Source organism: Pseudoflavonifractor hominis (assembly GCF_014288125.1).
GTDB classification, from domain to species: Bacteria; Bacillota; Clostridia; order Oscillospirales; family Oscillospiraceae; genus Pseudoflavonifractor_A; species Pseudoflavonifractor_A gallinarum.
Map to the genome: position 1 here is coordinate 1 of NZ_JACOPR010000014.1, position 19,912 is coordinate 19,912.

Annotated in this window: 17 protein-coding genes and 1 rRNA gene; 7 read left to right on the forward strand and 11 right to left on the reverse strand. The window is 59.4% G+C overall.

The genetic code is table 11. From position 1 onward, the window contains the following. Nucleotides 1-194 precede the first annotated feature (194 nt). Entirely contained in the window at nt 195-2,759 is a 2,565-nt protein-coding gene (locus H8S34_RS14360) for a hybrid sensor histidine kinase/response regulator (RefSeq protein WP_186964371.1), read from the reverse strand. 325 nt (nt 2,760-3,084) lie between these two features. On the opposite strand from H8S34_RS14360, the gene H8S34_RS14365 reads away from it, so the two are divergent. The 3 genes from H8S34_RS14365 to H8S34_RS14375 all read left to right on the forward strand — a co-directional run bounded on the left by H8S34_RS14365 (nt 3,085) and on the right by H8S34_RS14375 (nt 5,803). Then, complete coding sequence (locus tag H8S34_RS14365; RefSeq protein ID WP_436277857.1) at nt 3,085-3,708, forward strand: cyclodeaminase/cyclohydrolase family protein; 624 nt, start codon at nt 3,085-3,087, stop codon at nt 3,706-3,708. A 36-nt stretch (nt 3,709-3,744) separates the two neighbouring features. Further along, nucleotides 3,745-4,602, forward strand: a complete 858-nt coding sequence (locus tag H8S34_RS14370) for a bifunctional 5,10-methylenetetrahydrofolate dehydrogenase/5,10-methenyltetrahydrofolate cyclohydrolase (RefSeq protein ID WP_186964373.1) — start codon at nt 3,745-3,747, stop codon at nt 4,600-4,602. 130 nt (nt 4,603-4,732) lie between these two features. Further along, nucleotides 4,733-5,803: a M24 family metallopeptidase gene (locus tag H8S34_RS14375; protein WP_186964374.1), complete on the forward strand. Its 1,071-nt coding sequence runs from the start codon at nt 4,733-4,735 to the stop codon at nt 5,801-5,803. A gap of 67 nt (nt 5,804-5,870) precedes the next feature. On the opposite strand, the gene H8S34_RS14380 is transcribed toward H8S34_RS14375, so the two are convergent. After that, nucleotides 5,871-6,695 (reverse strand): alpha/beta hydrolase, encoded by an 825-nt coding sequence (locus tag H8S34_RS14380; protein WP_101693934.1) that lies wholly within the window; start codon nt 6,693-6,695, stop codon nt 5,871-5,873. A 47-nt stretch (nt 6,696-6,742) separates the two neighbouring features. Next, nucleotides 6,743-9,946, reverse strand: a complete 3,204-nt coding sequence (locus H8S34_RS14385) for a UvrD-helicase domain-containing protein (protein ID WP_186964375.1) — start codon at nt 9,944-9,946, stop codon at nt 6,743-6,745. Between the two features lie 162 nt (nt 9,947-10,108). Between H8S34_RS14385 and H8S34_RS14390 the strand changes: the two genes are divergently transcribed. After that, on the forward strand, nt 10,109-10,600 hold the full coding sequence (locus tag H8S34_RS14390; RefSeq protein ID WP_186964376.1) for a flavodoxin family protein: 492 nt from the start codon (nt 10,109-10,111) through the stop codon (nt 10,598-10,600). An 89-nt stretch (nt 10,601-10,689) separates the two neighbouring features. Here the strand turns inward: H8S34_RS14390 and H8S34_RS14395 are convergent, their stop codons facing one another. The 5 genes from H8S34_RS14395 to H8S34_RS14415 all read right to left on the reverse strand — a co-directional run bounded on the left by H8S34_RS14395 (nt 10,690) and on the right by H8S34_RS14415 (nt 14,978). Then, nucleotides 10,690-11,739 carry an alcohol dehydrogenase gene (locus H8S34_RS14395; RefSeq protein ID WP_186964377.1) on the reverse strand — a complete coding sequence of 350 codons (1,050 nt, stop codon included), beginning with the start codon at nt 11,737-11,739 and terminating at the stop codon, nt 10,690-10,692. Nucleotides 11,740-12,030: 291 nt separating this feature from the next. After that, nucleotides 12,031-12,195, reverse strand: a complete 165-nt coding sequence (locus H8S34_RS14400; protein ID WP_186964378.1) for a FeoB-associated Cys-rich membrane protein — start codon at nt 12,193-12,195, stop codon at nt 12,031-12,033. 36 nt (nt 12,196-12,231) lie between these two features. Next, entirely contained in the window at nt 12,232-14,397 is a 2,166-nt protein-coding gene (gene feoB / locus H8S34_RS14405; protein ID WP_101693939.1) for a ferrous iron transport protein B, read from the reverse strand. Nucleotides 14,398-14,499: 102 nt separating this feature from the next. Further along, nucleotides 14,500-14,721 carry a FeoA family protein gene (locus tag H8S34_RS14410; protein ID WP_101693940.1) on the reverse strand — a complete coding sequence of 74 codons (222 nt, stop codon included), beginning with the start codon at nt 14,719-14,721 and terminating at the stop codon, nt 14,500-14,502. 44 nt (nt 14,722-14,765) lie between these two features. Beyond that, nucleotides 14,766-14,978 carry a FeoA family protein gene (locus H8S34_RS14415; protein WP_101694029.1) on the reverse strand — a complete coding sequence of 71 codons (213 nt, stop codon included), beginning with the start codon at nt 14,976-14,978 and terminating at the stop codon, nt 14,766-14,768. Between the two features lie 247 nt (nt 14,979-15,225). On the opposite strand from H8S34_RS14415, the gene H8S34_RS14420 reads away from it, so the two are divergent. After that, the gene (locus H8S34_RS14420) at nt 15,226-15,597 is read left to right on the forward strand and encodes a metal-dependent transcriptional regulator (RefSeq protein ID WP_101693941.1); all 372 of its coding nucleotides are present in this window, start codon (nt 15,226-15,228) and stop codon (nt 15,595-15,597) included. Between the two features lie 70 nt (nt 15,598-15,667). Beyond that, nucleotides 15,668-16,462 carry a ZIP family metal transporter gene (locus H8S34_RS14425; protein WP_180956907.1) on the forward strand — a complete coding sequence of 265 codons (795 nt, stop codon included), beginning with the start codon at nt 15,668-15,670 and terminating at the stop codon, nt 16,460-16,462. A gap of 71 nt (nt 16,463-16,533) precedes the next feature. Here the strand turns inward: H8S34_RS14425 and H8S34_RS14430 are convergent, their stop codons facing one another. Continuing rightward, the gene (locus H8S34_RS14430) at nt 16,534-17,733 is read right to left on the reverse strand and encodes an ATP-binding protein (RefSeq protein WP_186964379.1); all 1,200 of its coding nucleotides are present in this window, start codon (nt 17,731-17,733) and stop codon (nt 16,534-16,536) included. 207 nt (nt 17,734-17,940) lie between these two features. On the opposite strand from H8S34_RS14430, the gene H8S34_RS14435 reads away from it, so the two are divergent. Continuing rightward, complete coding sequence (locus H8S34_RS14435) at nt 17,941-19,305, forward strand: MATE family efflux transporter (protein ID WP_366486019.1); 1,365 nt, start codon at nt 17,941-17,943, stop codon at nt 19,303-19,305. Between the two features lie 56 nt (nt 19,306-19,361). Here the strand turns inward: H8S34_RS14435 and H8S34_RS14440 are convergent, their stop codons facing one another. Both H8S34_RS14440 and rrf read right to left on the reverse strand, forming a co-directional pair. Continuing rightward, nucleotides 19,362-19,691, reverse strand: coding sequence for a cupin domain-containing protein (locus H8S34_RS14440; RefSeq protein ID WP_101693944.1), 330 nt, complete (start codon nt 19,689-19,691; stop codon nt 19,362-19,364). A 58-nt stretch (nt 19,692-19,749) separates the two neighbouring features. Then, a 5S ribosomal RNA gene (gene rrf / locus H8S34_RS14445) occupies nt 19,750-19,865 on the reverse strand. Nucleotides 19,866-19,912: the final 47 nt, after the last annotated feature.

Genomic DNA, 19,912 nt, shown 5'->3' on the forward strand with positions numbered 1-19,912 from the left:
CAGATGGGCGACGAGCTCCTGCAGCTGGTGGCCGATGTGGCCAGCGGCAAGCAGACCAAGGCCGAGTCTCTCGGCTATATGGAAATGGCCATTGCCCGCGTTTGCAACTACGTGTAATTCTCAAAAAGATAAAAACGTGGGGACTCCTTTCGGAGTCCCCACGTTTTGCTTTTTCAAAGGATTTCGAAACGCCCTCATTCCTTATGCTGTTCTTCCCGTATTTGGATCAGATCCCGCAGCGTGGTTGAGAGGATCTCAAAATCAATCGGCTTAGAGATATGGGCATTCATTCCCGCGTCTACCGTGGCTGCAATATCCTCCGCAAAGGCGTTCGCAGTCACTGCAAGGATGGGAACCTCCAGCGCATCGGGACGGTCCAGACTGCGAATCATCCTGGCCGCCTCACAGCCCCCCATCTCCGGCATCTGCATATCCATCAGGATCGCATCAAAGCCAAAGGGCGGGGAGTTCCGGAAACATTCCACAGCTTCTCTGCCGTTCCATGCCTGCGTCACAGACATATCATGCATGTGCAAAAGCTCAGTGGCAATCTCCATATTGATGGCATTGTCCTCCGCCAGGAGAATGTGTTTTCCCTGCAGCCCGTCTGCTGTCCCGGCCGAATGGGATGCTTTCTTCTCCGCCACCTCAGGCTCCTCCTGGGCGACTTCCAGCGGAAGGGTCACGGTGAACGTAGTGCCCTCTCCCAGGGCGCTCTCAACCACGATTTCGCCCCCCATTTGCGATACCAGGCTCTTGACAATGGGCATTCCAAGGCCCGTCCCCAGTATGTGCTTGGCCCCAAAGCGGGTCTCCCGTTCATAGGGAATATAGATCCGCTCCAAAAACTCTTTGGACATACCGGCTCCGGTATCGGAGACCCTGATTTGGTACTTGGCATGTTTCTGGTGATCGATCTGCCGCACGGAAACCGAGATGGAATCTCCTTCCCCGCTGAATTTGAACGCGTTGGACAGCAAGTTATTCAAAATCTGTCCAACCCGGAAGGAGTCCCCATAGACCTGTTCTTCTCTCAGATCGATGGCGATCTCAAACTTCTTTTTCTCCTTCTCGGCCTGCGGACGGAATACCTCCGCACAGCCCGCAACACAGGTGCGCAGATTGAAGCTGTGCCGGTCCAGCGTCATTCTGCCCTGCTCCATCCGGGACAATTCCAAAATATCATTGATCAGTCCCAAAAGCTGACGGCTGGAGGTCTCGATCTTATCCAGATAATCCTGGATCCGCTCCGCGTCCTTCACATACTTCCCGGCCAATTCGGTCAGACCCAGAATCGCATTCAGAGGCGTGCGCATTTCATGGGAGACCGAGGAAAAGAAATTCTTCTGCGACTGCTCGCTTTTGCGGGCTGCCTCCAAAGAATCCTGGAGCAGCTGCATCTGCTGAAGCTGCCGCTGCTTCTCTGCATCGATCTCCCGGAAGCAGAGCACCACCTCGCCCCGGTTCAGGGACTCATCAAAGAGCATCTGTACCTGGACCCAGCGCAGCTCCTGATCAAAGACCCGCCGGAAATCTCCTCCGAAATTCCGGACACGCCGCAGCATCAGGCTCCGGATATTTTCAATGGAAAAGCTGTCCTGAAATTCCTGATAGGTCCCGCTCTCAATCACCGAGCTGAGCTGATGCAGCAGATCGGTATAGGCCCCCTGCTGAGGCAGGCATCCCCGGATATAATCCGAGCCCTTGATCATGTCATAGGTCTCCTGCTCCACATTGACCCGGTAGATGGCATAGTAGGAGTTTCCCAGTACCCGCACCGTCTCGTTGGTCCGTTCGATTCGGCGGTTGAGCACATACTCCCGCGCGCTCATTCCCACGACAATGAGCAGCAGCACGATGAGCAGCAGCAAAAACCAGATCGTAAAGGTCTGAAGATCGCCCAAAATCGTACTGAAGGGAACCGTAATGATGGACATCCATCCATTGGGCGCCGTGGTATAGTAGACGCCCCGCTTGGCCCCCTGAACGTCATAGATAAAATCCTCGGGATCGGCCATCTCTCCGGTCTGGATCTGGTCAAAGAGTCGTTTGATATACTCCTGCATCTCCTCAGAGTCGCTGGGCATCTCGGTATGCGCATACAAAAGGGTACCCTTGGTATCGCACAGATAGTAGGAGCTTCCCTCCGGAAGATTCTGCGGATTCACCGCTACCTGAAAATTTTCCGGGAAAATATCAAAGGCCATCACATCGTTGGAATTGCTGCACTTTTTGGCAATGGTAATGACCGAACGCCCGGTAATGGCGTCCATATATGCATCAGTAAAGGCAATCGCTCCATCGGCTGCAATGGCTTTTTGATACCACTCGGTCTGATTTACATCATACGTCTCGTCGCCTTCCCAGTAATTGGCCGCAATGATCTCTCCATCGACCACCGCATAGGGATCGATCACCGCCGTCCCAAACATATTTCGGACCGTATCAAAAAAGCCGCTCATCCAGTGCTGTACGCTCTCATGGGAGGCATTCTCCTGAAGCTGCTGGTCCAAATACTCCGTCCCAAATTCCATCAGCATTTCAAAAACGGTGATGTTGCGCTCCTCCTCTACCGAGTAGCTCTGCGCCAAAGACTGCCCTACATTTTGGGAGTTTTCCAGCAGAGTATCCTGCAGCAGCGTCAATCCCAGCACGGCCGATACCGCAAATGCTGTCACCACCAACAGATTAAAACGCATCTGCTTCCAGATGGACTTTGGTCCGCTGCTATGAACGGATTTTCCACCATTTCGCTTCATGCTATCGCTCCTTCGTGCTCTGCCCCTTTTTCGGCCACAGAGCTTCTTTTCTATTGTACTTGCTGTGGAAAACGATGTCAACGACCGCTTGTTTTGCCATTTTCTCTTCCAGGCGATTCTGGTCTGCCAGCGCACTGCTGAGCCGGGTCACCGCTCGGTCTCTTCCCGGCCGCGCAGTCCGGGCGTGAAGTTTTTCCCTCCAAAATATGTATTTCTATACTCATGAGTATTGCTTTTTTTAAACCAGTCAGTTATGATTATGGAACAGAGATTTCAACCAATGCGGATATTTCTGAAAAAAGGCAAAGTGAGGGATCCTATGAATATCGCGACACAGACCTGTACGGAATTTCTGGAGGCGCTGGCCTCCAAGGCCCCGGTACCGGGCGGCGGCGGCGCGTCCGCCCTGGTAGGCGCCGTCGGCGTGGCTCTGGGCAATATGGTGGGGAATCTCACCGTCGGAAAGAAGAAATACGCCGATGTGCAAGACGATATCATCGCGCTGGATCAGCGCTCGGAGGCACTGCGCCAGAAACTGTTGGATCTGGTAGCCGCCGACGCCGAGGTCTTCGAACCCCTCTCCCGCGCCTATGGCCTGCCTAAGGACACGGAGCAGCAGCGCGCCTATAAGGAGCAGGTCATGGAACAGGCCCTGAACACCGCCTGCTCCGTCCCCATGGAGATCATGAGCGCCCTGTGCGAGGCCATCGAGCTGCACCGGGACTATGCCCGCATGGGCTCTGCCATTGCCATCTCTGATGTGGGCGTGGGTGTTCTCTTCTGCAAGGCGGCCCTCCAGGGCGCCAGTCTGAACGTCTTCATCAACACCAAGTCCATGGCGGATCGGGAGAAGGCCCGGGCACTGGAAGAGAAAGCCGAGGCCATGCTCTCCAAATATGTCCCCCTGGCGGACGAGATCTACACACAGGTGCTGGGCCGTCTGCGCTGAGCGCAGCCGCACACTGAAAAAGGAAAGGTGATGTACATGTCTACCATTCTCTCCGGCAAAGAGGTTGCCGCCGCCCTGACCGATGCGCTGGTCCAGCGTACCCAGGCCCTGAAAGACCGCGGGATCTCTCCCACGCTGGCCATTGTCCGGGTCGGAGAGCGGGAAGATGATCTGAGCTATGAGCGCGGCGCCACCAAGCGCTGTGAAAAGATCGGCGTGGCCGTGCGCTCCTTTGTCCTCCCCGCCAACGCCTCTCAGGAGGAGCTGCTCCAGGTCATCGATCAGGTCAACCGGGACCCGGAGATCCACGGCTGTCTGCTCTTCCGCCCGCTGCCCAAGCATATGGATGACGAGACGGTGCGCCGCGCCCTCGCTCCGGAAAAGGACGTGGACGGAATCACCGACGGCTCTCTGGCCGGTGTATTCGCCGGTGTGAAGCGGGGCTTCCCCCCCTGTACCGCCCAGGCCTGCATGGAGATCCTGGCCCATTACGGCTATGATCTCACCGGCAAGCGGGTCACGGTGGTGGGCCGCAGCCTGGTCGTCGGTAAGCCCGTGGCCATGATGCTGCTCCAGAAAAACGCCACGGTCACCCTCTGCCACACCCGCACGGTGGATATGCCCGCGGTCTGCCGGGAGGCCGAGATCCTGGTGGTTGCCGCCGGCAAGGCCGGCGTGGTGGATGCCTCCTATGTCTCCCCCGGCCAGGTCGTGGTGGACGTGGGCATCAACGTCAACGCTGAGGGCAAGCTCTGCGGCGATGTGGCCTTTGACGCGGTAGAGCCGGTGGTGGACGCCATCACTCCGGTTCCAGGCGGCGTCGGATCGGTCACCACCTGTGTTCTGGTGGGCCATGTGGTGGAGGCGGCCGAGCGCACCTGCGGCATGGCGTAAACCGCTCTGCACACAGCTGTTTTTCCGCACGCTTCTGCACGGAAAAGATCGCTCAGCCAGATCAAATTATGCTATAATGAAGGGGCCGGCAGAGTGCCGGCCCCTTTATCTGTTCAAAGGAAGTGTATCTATGGAAATGTCCCGTATCTCCCGTGTCACGGCGGAGATGAAAGCCGCCGGACTCTCCCAGATCCTCATTACCGCCACCACATCGGTCTACTACCTCACCGGTTTCTGGGTGGAGCCCCATGAGCGTCTGCTGGCTCTCTACCTGGACGCAGAGGGAAAGGCCGTCCTGTACGGCAATGAGATCTTCGGTCTCCCCTCCACACCGGAGCTGCCGGTGGTCACCCACAAAGACGGAGAGGACCCGGTGGCCGATCTGGCCCGCGCAGTCCAGCCCGGGACCCTGGGTGTGGACAAGTTCTGGTACAGCAAATTTCTCATTGGCCTGATGGAGCACCGCCCCGATGTGCGTCCTGTCCACGGTTCCATGCCGGTGGATCTGTGCCGCAAATTGAAGGATGAGGCCGAGCGCGCCGCCATGCGCCACAGCTCGGCCATGAACGACCAGGTGGTGGCCGCTGCCATTGGCGCCATCCGTCCCGGCGTGCGGGAAAATGAGCTTGCCGCGCTGGTCAACCGGGAATTTGTGGCCCGTGGGGCCGACTGTGAGGGCAGACAGCTGGTCTGCTTCGGCGCCAATGGGGCAGACCCCCACCACAGCGGCGATTCCACCGTGCTTCAGCCCGGGGACAGCGTGATCTTTGACATCTTTACCCCCATCTCCCGCTACTGGTGCGACATGACCCGCACCGTCTTCTACCAGACCGTCAGCGAAAAGCAGCGGGAGGTCTATGAGCTGGTCCGCCAGGCCAACGAGGCAGCCGAGGCCATGATCCGCCCCGGCGTCCTCCTCTCCGATCTGGACCGCTGCGCCCGGGACATCATCACCAAGGGCGGATACGGTCCCTATTTCACCCACCGTCTGGGCCACGGCTGCGGTCTTGACTGCCACGAGCCCCCGGACGTGAGCGGTGTCTCGGACACTCCCCTGGAGCCCGGTATGGTCTTTTCCGTGGAGCCGGGCATCTATCTGCCCGGGGAATTTGGCGTACGCATTGAGGATCTGGTGCTGGTGACGGAGGACGGCTGCGAAGTGCTCAACCACTATCCCAAGGATCTGCAAGTGGTGGGATAAGCCGCTTTCGCAAAAACGGATGGTATATCTTCTAAGAAGATATACCATCCGTTTTTCATTTTTGGCTCTATGGACGTTTCCCCAAGCCGTGGAGCCAAGTCTCCGCCAGATCCATCCAACTGGCACACTCGATCTGGAGGCCCCGGTTATCCCGCCCGGCGGTGAGAGGTCCGGCGGTCCCGATACCGTGCCGTCCCACCGGGTAGAGGTGAAATTCCGTCGAGATTCGATGGGCGCGCAGCGCCTGGACAAAGAGGAGGGAATTTTCCACCGGCACGCTCTCATCGGTGAAAGTATGCCAGAGGAAGACCGGCGGCACATCGTCGTTCACCTGTTTTTCCAGGGAGAGGAAATCCCGCAGCTCCTCCTCCCACTCGGCCAGCAGGTTCTCCGCGCTCCCCCGGTGACCAAATTGTCCCATGGTAATGACCGGATAGCTCAGCATCAGGCCGTTGGGACGGCGCAGCTCCGGCGGGGTGCCCAGCGCCTGGGTGAGGAAGTCGGCCTTCCAGAACACCCCCAGACAGGCGGCCAGGTGCCCCCCTGCCGAGGAGCCCTGCACCACGATGCGCTGCGGGTCCACATACCACTCCGCCGCGTGACGGCGGATGAGGGACACGGCATTTGCCAGCTGCAAAAGGGCGGTGGGAAAGCGTGCCGGTGCCACGGAGTAGCGCAACACCGCCGCATGGGCCCCCATAGTCATACACTTAAGCGCAATGGCCTCCCCCTCCCGGTCGGAGGTCATGGCATATCCACCCCCGGGACAGATCACCACCATGGGCCGAAGCAGCCCGTCGTCCAACTCCTCCGAATTGTCCCACAGATAGAGGGACAGCTTTGCCGTGGGGCCTCCCGCCCCCGCCGGGATCTCATGGATCTGATAATTCATGGGTCTCTCGCTCCTTTTTGGGTTTCACAGTTACCAGACGAAAGCCGTCAGAACAGGCTGATCTGACCGCTCTCATATTCTCTGGGGCGTCCCTGGGCCTCCTCCCGCTCCACCAGCGCGGAGGGAAGCTCCGCCAGGAAGGGAGATGGCTCCTCCCCCGAGGTGAGCAGGATCAGCTCCTCTTTGGCCCGGGTCATCCCCACGTAGAAGAGGCGCCGCTCCTCGCCGCCGTCCACCGGATGGCGCTCCGATTCCAGCGGCAGCACGCCCTTGCGCACCCCGCAGAGAAAGACCACCGGGAATTCCAGTCCCTTGGCGGCGTGGAGGGTCATCAGCGTCACTGCCCCCGCGTCATATTCGCCGGAGCGCCGCCACAGGTCACCCTCGCCTCCCAGAGCGACTCCTTCCAGCAGTCCTGGCATGGTCTTATAGAAGGAGGCCATGCCCATCAGCTTCTCCAGGGCATCGGAGCCGGTGCAGCCCGCTGCCCCGGCCCAGCGCTCCAGCAGCCGCCAGGGGCGCTCCCAGTCGGCCTGCTGGCCAAAGAAGGCGGTCAGCTCCAGCCAGGGGCGCAGGATGGTCAGCTCCCCATAGTCCTGCTCCACCGCCTTGACCCGCTGGGCCGCATCCCCCTCGGTAACGGCCCAGGTGTGGGACACCGCCCGGACCAGGTCCGCCGGAACGTTCCAGATCAAACGCAGTGCCGCCTCCAGCGCCAGCGTATCCGTCGCTTCCAGCAGCACCCGGAAAAAGCACAGCGCGCCCCGCACCGTGTCGTCGTGGAGGAAGTCATCCCGCCCGGCAACCCGGCAGGGAATCCCCTCCCGCCGCAGACACTGCTCCAGCACCCCGGCCTGATGGCGGGTGCGATAGCAGACCGCCAGATCGGAAAAGCTCCAGTTCCGCCCCCGGTCCTGGTGACGGCGGGCATCCAGCAGATCGATTCCGCCCACCAGGCGATTAATCTCCCGGGCCACAAAGACGGCCTCGGCCCGGTCGCTTCCGGTATGCACCAGCCGCACCTTTGCCCCGCTGTGCCCGGCGGCGTGGAGGACACGCTCCTCACCCCCGTTGTGCCGGATGACCGCCAGGGCACATTCCAAGATCTCCGGCGTGGAGCGGTAGTTCTCCGTCAAATGGATGGTGCGCAGCTGAGGGTTATCCTCCGCCAGCCGGGAAAAGCAGGCCGGATCAGAGCCCCGGAAGGCGTAGATGGACTGGTCCGGGTCCCCGATCACAAAGAGGCTGCGGCCCAGACGGTTCCACGCCCGGAGCAGGCGGTACTGCATGGGGTTGCAGTCCTGAAATTCATCCACCAGCAGGTGGCGGAACTTGCGCGCGTCGCTCCGGCTCTTTCCCTCCCACTCCTCCAGCGTCTGCAGGAGCAGGTCGTCATAGTCCATCATCCCCCGCTCGGCCAGACGGCGGTCGTAAAAGGCACATGCCTGCTCCAGCTCCCCGTCTCCCGGCTCTTCCATGCCGTTTTTCCGGCGGGAGACCGCCTGGAGCAGCCGCTTGGGCGGCAGGGACATACCGATGGCGCGCAGGACCTGTCCCGCCAGCTCCAGGGCCTCATACTCGCCCACCAGCCCTACCGGCTCTTCCCGGGAGAGCAGGTGGAGTGCGATGGAGTGGAAGGTACCGATGGTCATGCCGCTCATGAGCCGCCGGTCTCCCAGCGCCTGCTCCAGCCGCTCCCGCAGCTCGGCCGCCGCCTTGTTCGTAAAGGTCACCGCCGCGATCTCCGAGGGGCGCTCCCCCTGTTCCAGCAGCCACAGAATCCGGGAGACCAGGGTCTTGGTCTTTCCGGTGCCCGGCCCGGCCACCACAGCTACCGCCCGCTCACCGGCACATACGGCGCTCTGCTGGGCGGCATTGAGGGCTTCCGGCCGGGGCGCCTGCGGCTCTTCCGCCGGGAGCGGTTTTTCCACCGTATGCTTTTCCCGGGTGGAAACGCTCCTCTTTTTGGCCTTTGGAACGTCGCAGCCAAAGAGGCTCACCTGCCCGCTGAAGGCCTCCTTCTCCTGCTCGGTGAGGAGAGTCATCCTGCCATACTCCCCGTCAAAGCCGGGCTGCCACAGGGCCTTTCCCGCCCGCAGGCGGCGGATGCCCTCGGCCACGCAGGGGCCAGCCACCGCCGCAATGTCCTCGATGGGCACCTCCCGCAGGATGTGGAACTCCGGCCCCAGTTTTTGCAGCATCTCCTCATAGCGCAGCTGGTTGCGCTTGCACCCCGGAGCGCCGCCCAGTGTGGCGGAGAGAACCTCCGGCAGCGGCGCCAACCGCTCATAGACCGGCGCTCTGGGGCGCACATACCCCTCCGGCCGGTCGGCCAGCTGCTCCACCCGGTGGAGCACGCCGGTGGTCAGCCGTTTGCCGCAGACCGGGCAGACCCCGCCCACCGCCTCGGCCTCCTGGGGGGAGAGGCACTGTTTGCAGTTGCGGTGGCCGTCGTAGTGGTACTTTCCCTCCTCCGGAAAGAACTCCACCGTTCCCTTCAATCCCCGCCCGGTCCGCAGGGCCTTTTCCAGCGCAGTGTAGGAATAGGGGATCTCCAGGAGGTTTGCCTCCCGCCCCAGCTTGGAAGGCGAGTGGGCATCCGAGTTGGAGACCAGATGGAAGCGGTCCAGGGCCGACCAGCGCCAGTTCATGGGCGGATCGGAGGAGAGGCCGGTCTCCAGCGCATGGATATGGGGGGTCAGGTCCTCAAAGCACTCCTCAATGGTATCAAAGCCGGAAAAGGCGCCGAACAGGGAAAAGTGCGGCGTCCAGATGTGGGCGGGAATAAAAATGGCGTTGGGGGCGGCCTCCAGCGTGATCTCCAGCAGGTCCCGGCAGTCCAGTCCCAGGATGGGACGCCCGTCTGAGTGCAGGTTGCCGATGGCCTCCAGCCGCCGGGAGAGGACCTCCGCCCGCTCCAGGTCGGGCAGCACGATCAGGCTGTGCACCTTGCGCACCGCACCGTTTTTCTTGTAGATGGTGCTGATCTCCCCGCTGACCACAAAGCGAGGGGCCTCCTCCACCGGGAGGGCGCCCGGGCGGATCGCCTCCTCTTTCAGGGTATAGAGCCCCTCCTCCGCGGGGACCAGCTGTTCCGTCAGCTCGGCCCGCCAGGCCGGGTGGGTAAAATCCCCGGTTCCCACCAGATGGATGCCCTTGCGTCTGGCCCAGAAATCCAGTGCCGCGGGCACGCAGTCCCGGCTGGTCGCTCTGGAATATTTGGAATGGATGTGCAGGTCCGCAATCCGCATATCATCTTCCCCTCTTTCTCCGGCCGGAGCGCCTTTTCCGCCCCGGTTTCCTGTCGTTTGTTCCATGATAGTACGTTTTCCGCTTCTGTGCAAGGCCTTGTCTTTCCCGCCGGAGGGTTTTATAATGTCCATACCGAGACAAAACACAGGAGGCAATTTGGCATGAAACTATCCGTACTCTATTTTTCCCGCTCCGGACATACCCGTGACATGGCCGAGGAGATCGTATCCGGCATGAACAGCGTGGAAGGCGCTCAGGCCCGGGCCTTTTCCCTGGACGCCATCGACGAAGATTTCCTCCGGGAGAGCTCCTGCGTGGTGCTGGGCACCCCCTCCTATCTGGCCTGCATGGCCGGTCAGGTCAAGACCTGGCTGGACACCGAGAGCGGCAAATACGGCCTGGCCGGTAAACTGGGCGGCGCCTTTGCCACGGCGGACTATGTCCACGGCGGCGGCGACATGGCGGTGCAGGGCATCCTGACCCACTTCATGGTGCGGGGCATGCTGGTCTATTCGGGCGGCGGCTCCTGGGGCAAGCCCTACATCCATCTGGGCCCCGTTGCCATCAGCGACGATCTGGCCAAATACGCCCCCACCTTCCGGGCCTACGGCACGCGCATGGCCTCCAAGGCGCTGGAGCTCTTTGGCGCCTGATTTCCTTTCCATATACAAATACGCCCGCACAGCCCCGGTTCGAGCTGTGCGGGCGTATTTTTTGTCTTGGGAACAGATTTCTTTCCTCTCTACCCTTCTCCGGGCGGCGTGACCACCCATTTGATGCATCCGCTCTCCGGATCAGAAAAGACCCGGTATCCCTCCTCGATCCGGTCCAGTCCGCCCCGGTGGGTAATGAGGAAATCGGTGCGCAGTCGGCCGGCGGCCAGCAGATCCATCAGGCGCTGCCCATGGCGGGCGTCCACCCCGCCGGTCTTAAAAATCAGATTCTTCCCGTACATCTCGGGCAGCGGCAGAACCTGGTTCTGCTCGTACATGGCCACTACGGCCACGATTCCGTTGGGGCGGGCGATCTGCCAGGCGGTCTGGAAGGTGTCCGCTCCCCCGGCACACTCGATCACGCCGTCCGCACCGCGGCCCTCGGTCCGCGCCAGAATTTCACCGCTCTCCCCAGACGCCAGGACCACATCAGCCAGTCCCTCTGCCCTGGCCAGCTCCCGCCGCTCCTTGCGGGGCTCGATGGCGATGACCTGTCCCGCGCCCAGCAGACGGGCGCACTCCATGGCGCACAGGCCCACCGGTCCGGCGCCCAGCACGGCCACCGTGTCCCCGGGCTGGATCTCGCACAGCTCCGCGCCAAAATACCCGCTGGCCAGAATATCCCCCAGAAAGAGCGCATCCTCATCGCTCACATGATCCGGGATGGGAGTGAGGCCCGTATCTGCAAAGGGGACCCGGACATACTCCGCCTGACAGCCGTCGATGCGGCAGCCCAGCTCCCAGCCGCCCTGGGTACAGTTGTTCACGTAGCCCCGGCGGCAGAACCAGCACTCCCCGCAGAAGGTCTCACAGCAGGCGGCCACCCGCTCTCCCACGTGGAGCCGGCCTTTCAGCGCCTCTCCTACGGCGACGATCTCCCCCACGAACTCGTGCCCCAGAACGATCCCGGGCACGGCCCGGGGCACTGCGCCATGGGCAATGTGCAGATCACTGGTGCAGATGGTGGAGCGGGTCACCCGCACCACCGCGTCTCGGGGGTCACAGATCCGTGGAATCGGGCGGCGTTCCAATCCAATGTCCCCTACGCCCCGGTATACCATGGCCAACATGGTCTCCATCCCATACACGCCCCTTTCTTTTTTCCCAGTGTAGCACAGTTTCCGGTCTGAGACAATCCGTCCCCCGCATAGACTATCTCAGACGGAGTTTGGAAAGGAGGTCTCTCGATGGCATCACCCACCTGTTGGGTCGGTCTGCGCTGGAATCCGCCTCCCGTACCGCCCGCCCCGGTCCATTCCGGCGTTCCAAGCACGCCGAAGAAATAGAGAAACCCACAGAGGGGGACGCCACTTGGCGTCCCCCTCTGTGGGTTGTTTGGAGAAAAGTAGGAGAAAGGTATTATCTTGTACTTATTTGGCGGAAGGATGGGCGTCATGACAGTGCCCGGAGCATCCTCCGCAGCTTCCGCCGCAGGAGCAGCCGCCCTTCTTTTTTTCCTTCCAGGTACACCGGACGGCAAACGCGACCACCGCCAGAACGACCAGGCCGATCAGAATGGTTGAGAGATAGGGCATGGATACGCCCTCCTTTCCTGTATTGTTAGAGATTCCTCATGCGCTTACCGCGTCCACAGCCCGCAGGCGGCTGCTCTCGCCCTGGTATCCCTTCCGGAAGAGCAGATACACCATGCCCGCCAGAACGGCAAAGGCCACAACGGTCCAGGCGCTGAACTGGCCCTGGGCCAGCAGGCCGAACTGATAGACCATCAGGGAGACCAGATAGGCAAAGCCGCACATATAGCCGATGGCTGCCACCGTCCACTTGGGACTGTTCATCTCCCGCTTGATGGCGCCCATGGCGGCAAAGCAGGGGGCGCAGAGCAGGTTAAAGATCATAAAGCTGTATGCAGTCAGACCGGTAAACTGTGTTCCCACAGCCGCCAGCAGTTCGGAGGATTCCTCGGTCACCTCCGCGCCCAGGCCAAAGAGGACACCGAAGGTAGAGACCACATTCTCTTTTGCGATCAAACCGGTGACGGTGGCCACGGTGGCCTGCCAGGTACCAAAACCGATGGGAGCAAAGATGGGAGCCACCACGCCGCCCACCGCGGCCAGCAGGGAGGTGTTGTTGTCCTCCACCATCTGGAACTGTCCGTCCACCACGCCAAAGCCCTGGAAGAACCAGAGGACAATGGAGGAGAGCAGGATCACCGTGCCTGCCCGCTTGATAAAGGACCAGCCGCGCTCCCAGGTGCCCCGGAGGATATTGGCCGCCTTGGGGATGTGGTAGGCCGGCAGCTCCATCACAAAGGGAGCGGGATCCCCGGCAAAAATCCGGGTCTTTTTCAGGATTACGCCCGAAGTGACCACCGCAGCCACACCGATGAAGTAGGCGGAGACCGCCACCCAGCTGGAACCACCGAAAATGGCCCCGGCAAAGAGTCCGATGATGGGCATCTTCGCCCCGCAGGGGATAAAGCCTGTGGTCATGACCGTCAGCTTCCGATCCCGGTCCTGCTCAATGGTACGGGAGGCCATGATTCCGGGTACGCCGCATCCGGTGGCCACCAGCATGGGGATAAAGCTCTTGCCGGAGAGGCCAAACCGGCGGAAGATCCGGTCCATAATGAAGGCGATCCGCGCCATGTAGCCCACATCCTCCAGGATGCACAGCAGCAGGAACAGCACCAGCATCTGGGGGACAAAGCCCAGCACCGCGCCCACGCCGGCCACGATGCCGTCTACGATCAGTCCCTGGAGCCAGGGCGCGCAGCCCACGCTCTCCAGGAAGCCGTTGAGGGCGTCCGGGACCCATGCCCCGAACAGCACGTCGTTGGTCCATCCAGTGGCCATGCTGCCGATGGAGAAGGGCAGATTTCCCATGGAAATGGCATAGACCAGATACATGACTGCCGCAAAAATGGGCAGCGCCAAAATACGGTTGGTCACAATGCGGTCGATTTTGTCCGAGGCCGACATGCCCCGGCGGCTCTTCTTCACGCATCCGCTCACCACCCGGGCAATATACTCATAGCGCTCGTTGGTGATGATGGATTCGCTGTCGTCGTCCAGCTCTGTCTCCACCGCCTGGATGATTCCATCCAGACGGCTTTTGAGATCCTCTCCCATCTGGAAGCGCTCCAGGACCTTCTCGTCCCGCTCAAAGAACTTGACCGCATACCAGCGCAGGCTCTCACCGGGTACCACGCCGCCGATCAGATCCATGATCTCTTTCAACGCCTTCTCCACGCGGCTGGAGAAGGTGTGGCCCGGCTGGGTACTCTGCCCGGTCCGCACCAGGTTGGCCGCCTCCTGTGCGGCGGCCACACAGCCCTCGCCCTTGACCGCGGAGGTCTCCACCACCGGACAGCCCAGTGCCTGGCTCAGCTTCCGGACATCGATCTGATCCCCGTTGCGCCGCACAATATCCATCATATTCAGCGCAACCACGACGGGAATCCCCATTTCGGTCAGCTGCGTGGTCAGATAGAGATTGCGTTCGATATTGGAGGCGTCCACCAGATTCAAAATGGCGTCCGGACGCTCCTCCATCAGATAATTCCGGGAAACCACTTCCTCCAGCGTATAGGGGGAGAGAGAATAGATGCCCGGCAGATCGGTAATGGTCACATCCTTGCTGCCTTTCAGCTTTCCCTCTTTCTTTTCCACCGTAACACCGGGCCAGTTTCCCACAAATTGTGCCGCGCCGGTCAGGGCATTGAACATGGTAGTCTTGCCGCAGTTTGGATTTCCGGCAAGTGCGATTCTGATTGACATGGATATCCCTCCTCTTTGCGGAGCCCTCTCTGCTCCGCCTCATCCAACACGAAAGAATCTTTTGTCTTTTAGTTACTCTAAGCTAACCAAAGGGCAAAAAACTCACTCCACCAGGATGTTTTCCGCATCCCCTTTGCGAATCGACAGTTCGTAGCCCCGGACGGTGATCTCCACCGGATCGCCCAGAGGGGCTACCTTCCGCACAAACACAGAGGTCCCCTTGGTGATGCCCATATCCATGATCCGGCGGCGCAGCGCGCCTTCTCCCAGGATCTTGGTCACCGTGACCGTCTCACCGCATTTGACCGTTCGCAATGTTGCCATCGTTCTTCCTCCTTCCAACACACACACCGTCTGATACCGTCTTCCTATCCGACCAGGATTCGCTTGGCCATGGTTTTATCCAGTGCAACACGCGTATCTTTCACATGGACGATCAGATTTCCGCCGATCTGTGAAATGACCGTGACCGGGCTCCCCTCCACAAAGCCGAGGCTCCCCAAAAAACGGCGCACTTCGTCTTTTCCGCTGATCTTTCGGATGGTATTTTCCACACCTGCCTGCGCCATCGTTAACGGCATAGACATAACACCCCTATCCTTCCGCAAGTTAGAATAAGCTAACTATTTTCAGGAATAACAGGGAGTTAGCATTTTCTAACTCCCTTGTAACGGCGTTAGTTTACCATGGCTAACCACTTTTGTCAATGGATTTTTGGAAAAAATCTCGTCTCTTGTATCAATCTGCTTTTTATGATAAAATGAAAAGAACTTTCCGGTTTTGATTTGTACACTTCACAGGTCTTTCCGGCGAAGAGGAGGCACCTTCATGAAAATCCAGGAATCGGCCGAAAATTATCTGGAAACCATTCTGATGCTGAAAGAAGAGCGCGGCATGGTCCGCTCCATTGACATTGTCCGCCACATGAATTTTTCCAAACCCAGCGTCAGCCGCGCTATGAGTCTGCTGCGCGAAAACGGATATATCTCCATGGACAAAGAGGGCTTTATTGAGCTGACCGACCAGGGCCGTGCCATTGCCAGCACCATCTATGAGCGGCACCAGCTTCTCACCGAGTGGTTGACGCGGCTGGGCGTCAGTCCGGAGACTGCGGCGGCAGATGCCTGCCGCATCGAGCACGATCTGAGCGCTGAGACCTTTCAGAAAATTAAAGAGCACATTCAGCGGGCCGGGGATTGATTTCCCCGGCTTTTTCCTGTATACTGAATGCTCAAAGGTTAGCATGAACTAACATTTAGGAGGATATTGCATGTTGGAAGCACTTTCCTGGGCTGCTGCCGGCACAGGTTTTACCTTTTTGATGACGTCACTTGGGGCGGCATTGGTCTTTCTCTTTCGGGGACGCAGCTCTGCCACGGCGCAGAAGCTGTTCTTGGGGTTTGCGGCGGGCGTTATGATTGCTGCCTCGGTCTGGTCCCTGCTCATCCCCGCGATCGAAGAGGCAGAGGCGGCCGGGATCCCCGGATACCTGCCCGCTGCGGGCGGTTTTCTGTTGGGCGCCCTGTTTCTCCTCGTGCTGGACGGCCTGCTTCCCCACCTCCATCCAGATGCCAAACAGCCGGAGGGAATCACAAGCAGTCTGAAGCGGACCACACTTCTTGTCTTTGCCGTAACCCTGCACAACATTCCGGAGGGGATGGCCGTCGGCCTCTCCTTCGCTCTGGCTGCGCAGCACGGCGGGGAGGGGGCGCTGTATACCTCTGCTATGGCCCTGGCCATCGGAATCGGAATCCAAAACTTCCCCGAGGGTGCAGCCATCTCCATTCCCCTGCGGGAGGAGGGAATGCCCCGCTGGAAGGCCTTTCTCTGCGGCAGCCTCTCCGGTATTGTGGAGCCCATCTTTGGTATCCTGACCGTACTAATTGCCCCCCAGATCGGCCCTCTGATGCCCTGGCTCCTCTCCTTTGCCGCGGGTGCCATGGTCTATGTGGTGGTGGAGGAGCTGATTCCGGAGGCCCACCTGGGCGAGCACTCCAATCTGGGAACCTTCGGCGTGCTGGGCGGCTTTCTGGTCATGATGATTTTGGACGTTGCCCTGGGCTGATTTTCTTTTCCCCACTCCACAGAAGCATAGAAAAAAGAGCAGCAAATTTGCTGCTCTTTTTTTGTGTCTGATCAGACCCGCAGGCTGGCAATAAACTGGCGGACCACCCGGGGCGTGCGGCCCGGATGGTGCATCTCCCATTTGACGGCCTCGGCATGGAGGGTCTCCTGCTCCATTTCCACTCCGTAATAGGCGGCCATCCGGTCCACCATCTCCAGATATTCCTTCTTGCCCATGGCCAGATAGGGGATGCGCAGACCAAAGCGCTCGGCCAGAGAGGTTTTCTCCTGAATGGTCTCCGATGCATCCACCTCATCTCCGGCCCGGTCGCTGAAGGTCTGACGGACCAGATGGCGGCGGTTGGAGGTGGCATAGATGGCCACATTGGTGGGCCGGCGCTCCAGTCCTCCCTCCAGAATGGTCTTCAAAACAGAATAAGTCCGGTCGTCCTGATCGAAGGCCAGGTCATCAATGAACAGGATGAATTTCCGCCGGCGCCCTCCCAAGGTGCGGATCAGGTCGGGCAGTGTGGAGACCTCCTCCTTCTGGACTTCGATCAAACGGAGATCCTCAAACCCGGGGATGGAGAGGAGGGATTTCACCGTGGCGGATTTTCCGGTACCGCTGTCCCCATAGAGCAGGACATTGTTCACCTGATTGCCTTCCAGCATGGCACGGGTGTTGGCGATGACCTGGTCGCGCTGGCGCTCATATCCCATCATCTCCTCAGGCGTATGGCTGTCCGGCTCCTGCACCGGCCACAGCTTTCCCTCCCCCCACAAGAAGGCACGGTACTGGGCAAACCGTCCCGAACCATGGGCACGGTAAAAGGCAGTGAGGGACTCCGCGTCAAAGGGCGCGCTGCACGTCCAGCGGGGCAGCCCCTCCAGAACCGGGGCAAAATCAGCCGAGACACAGGTGCTGATTGCGCGGATCACCGTCTCACAGTCCAACTCCGCCAAGTATGCCAGCGTCTGAATGTCCCGCCGGGCGGCAGACTCCAGCACAGGGTCCTGCTCCTCGCGCTCCACCTGCCAGGCATAGGGAGACTCCTGATAGCGCAATGCATCATGCAGCCAGTCGGAGAGCCCCTGCTTCCCTGTCTGCCAGAGTGTATAGAAGAGGCGGGTATAGCGTTCTACCGCCTCTTCCCCCTTCCCGTCGTGCAGCGCGTCCAGCATAGACATCACCAGCTGCATCACCGGCTCATCCATCAGGTGTTTGTACGCCGCTACGCCCCGCAGGGAGCAGCGCAGCAGATCCAGTTCCATTTCCGCTCTCTCCTTTATCTGCACCGGCAGAATGCCTTTCCATACAGCCTGTTTTTTCTTTCTGCCGCTAAAGTTTTGTAAATTTTATTTTAGGCCCTTCTCGCCGGACTGTCAACAGATAGCATTGACTTATCCCCAGTCCTTGCTTTATGCTGTGTTTAGAATGCCATATTTCCACTGTTCGCCGGTAGGGAAGGAGCGATCGATTTGCAAAGCCGGATTACAGAAGGGCCGATCTGGAGGCATCTTCTCTCATTTTTCTTTCCTATTTTATTGGGAACCTTTTTTCAACAGCTATATAACACCGTAGATGCCATCATTGTAGGTAATTTTGTGGGGACAGAGGCGCTGGCTGCCGTGGGTGGTCCTGCCGCAGTCCTCATCAACTTTCTGGTCAATCTCTTTGTGGGACTCTCCTCGGGCGCTACGGTCATCGTCGCGCAGTACTATGGCGCACGGCAGATCCAGGAACTCCGCCGCACCGTACATACGGCCATCGCCCTGGCGATTGCAGCAGGTTTGGGCGTCATGGTGTTGGGTATCGCCCTCTCCTATCCAGTCATGGTACTCATGGGCACACCGGCCGAGGTCATGGACTACTCCCTGATCTATCTGCGGATCTATTTTGTAGGAAGCATCGCCTCCTTCCTCTACAACGTGGGTTCCAGCGTCCTCCGGGCCATTGGCGATACGAAGCGGCCTCTCTATTTTCTGATTGCCGCCTGTTTGACCAATATTGTACTGGATCTTATATTTGTGGTCGGCTTTGGTCTGGAAGTGCTGGGCGTAGCTCTTGCCACGGTACTCTCACAGATCGTCAGCGCCGTGTTGGTCATGCTGGTCCTCTGCCGTCCGGACTCGATTTTCTGTATTGAACGGAAACAGATCCGGTTTCATCCGGATATTCTCAAATCTATTCTCCGCATCGGTCTGCCCACCGGGCTTCAGTCCGATATGTATACCATTTCCAATATGCTCATTCAGTCCTGTATCAATTCCTTTGGCACAAGCACCATGGCAGCGTGGACTGCTTTCTGCAAGCTGGACGCCTTCTATTGGATGATCTCCGGTGCATTCGGCATCTCCATCACGACCTTTGTGGGGCAGAATTTCGGCGCACAGCGCTATGACCGAGTCCGGAAGAGTGTACGGGTCTGTCTGCTTCTCTCCCTGGTGACCGCACTGCTGGTCAGCGGACTGTATGCCCTGGGCGCCCAGCCTCTGCTGCGTATGTTCTCCACCGATACCCAGGTGATCGAGATCGGCACTTTTATCCTCTGGCGCATGTCCCCCTTCTACTTCACCTTTATCTGTGTGGAGGTCATGGCCGGCGCCATCCGCGGTACGGGAGATTCGTTGAAGCCCATGCTCCTCACCTGCGGCGGTGTGTGTGTACTGCGTGTGGTCTGGATCTTCACGGTCCTCCCGCTGGACCGCACGCTTGGTACCCTCCTGCTCAGCTATCCCATGACCTGGAGCATCACTTCCCTGCTGTTTATCATCTACTATGTGCGCGGGAACTGGATGCGCCGCCAAATCCAGAAGTATGGTTTTTCAGAAGAACATCTTTGATGGAAGGGAATAAAAATGGCTCTGCATCTCATAAAAGGATGCAGAGCCGTTTTATTTTATTGGTTGGGAACAACCGCGAAAAAGACCAGATTCTCCGTGCCGTCATTGATCAGGCTATGCGCATGTCCCTTGGGGCAGTAGTGGCATACACCGCTCTCCACACGCTCCTCACCATCGTCATAGAGGACCTTTCCGGAGCCCTGGAGCACATAGATGATCTCACTGCTGGTCTCGTGGGTGTGGTATCCCACCGATGCACCCGGCTCCAGCACACTGCGCATGATTTTATTGTGCTCATCCACATGCATTTTTGCCTGAACGGCTTTCTCACCGCCATAAAACTTTTCCAGGAGCGTCAAATCCATCGCATCAAAATTCAAGATCATCTTATTCTCCTCCAGTGCATATAAAATAAGGACGGACAGCTTACACTGTCCGTCCCTGTGTCGGCATTACCTATTTTCCCGGTCCGTCTCCAGACAAGTATCTTCGGCGCAGGTGAGCTTAACTTCCGTGTTCGGAATGGGAACGGGTGGACCCTCACCGCAATCAACACCGACTGCTATTTCAACCGTCTCCGGTTAAAACTATAATTAAATTGGTGACC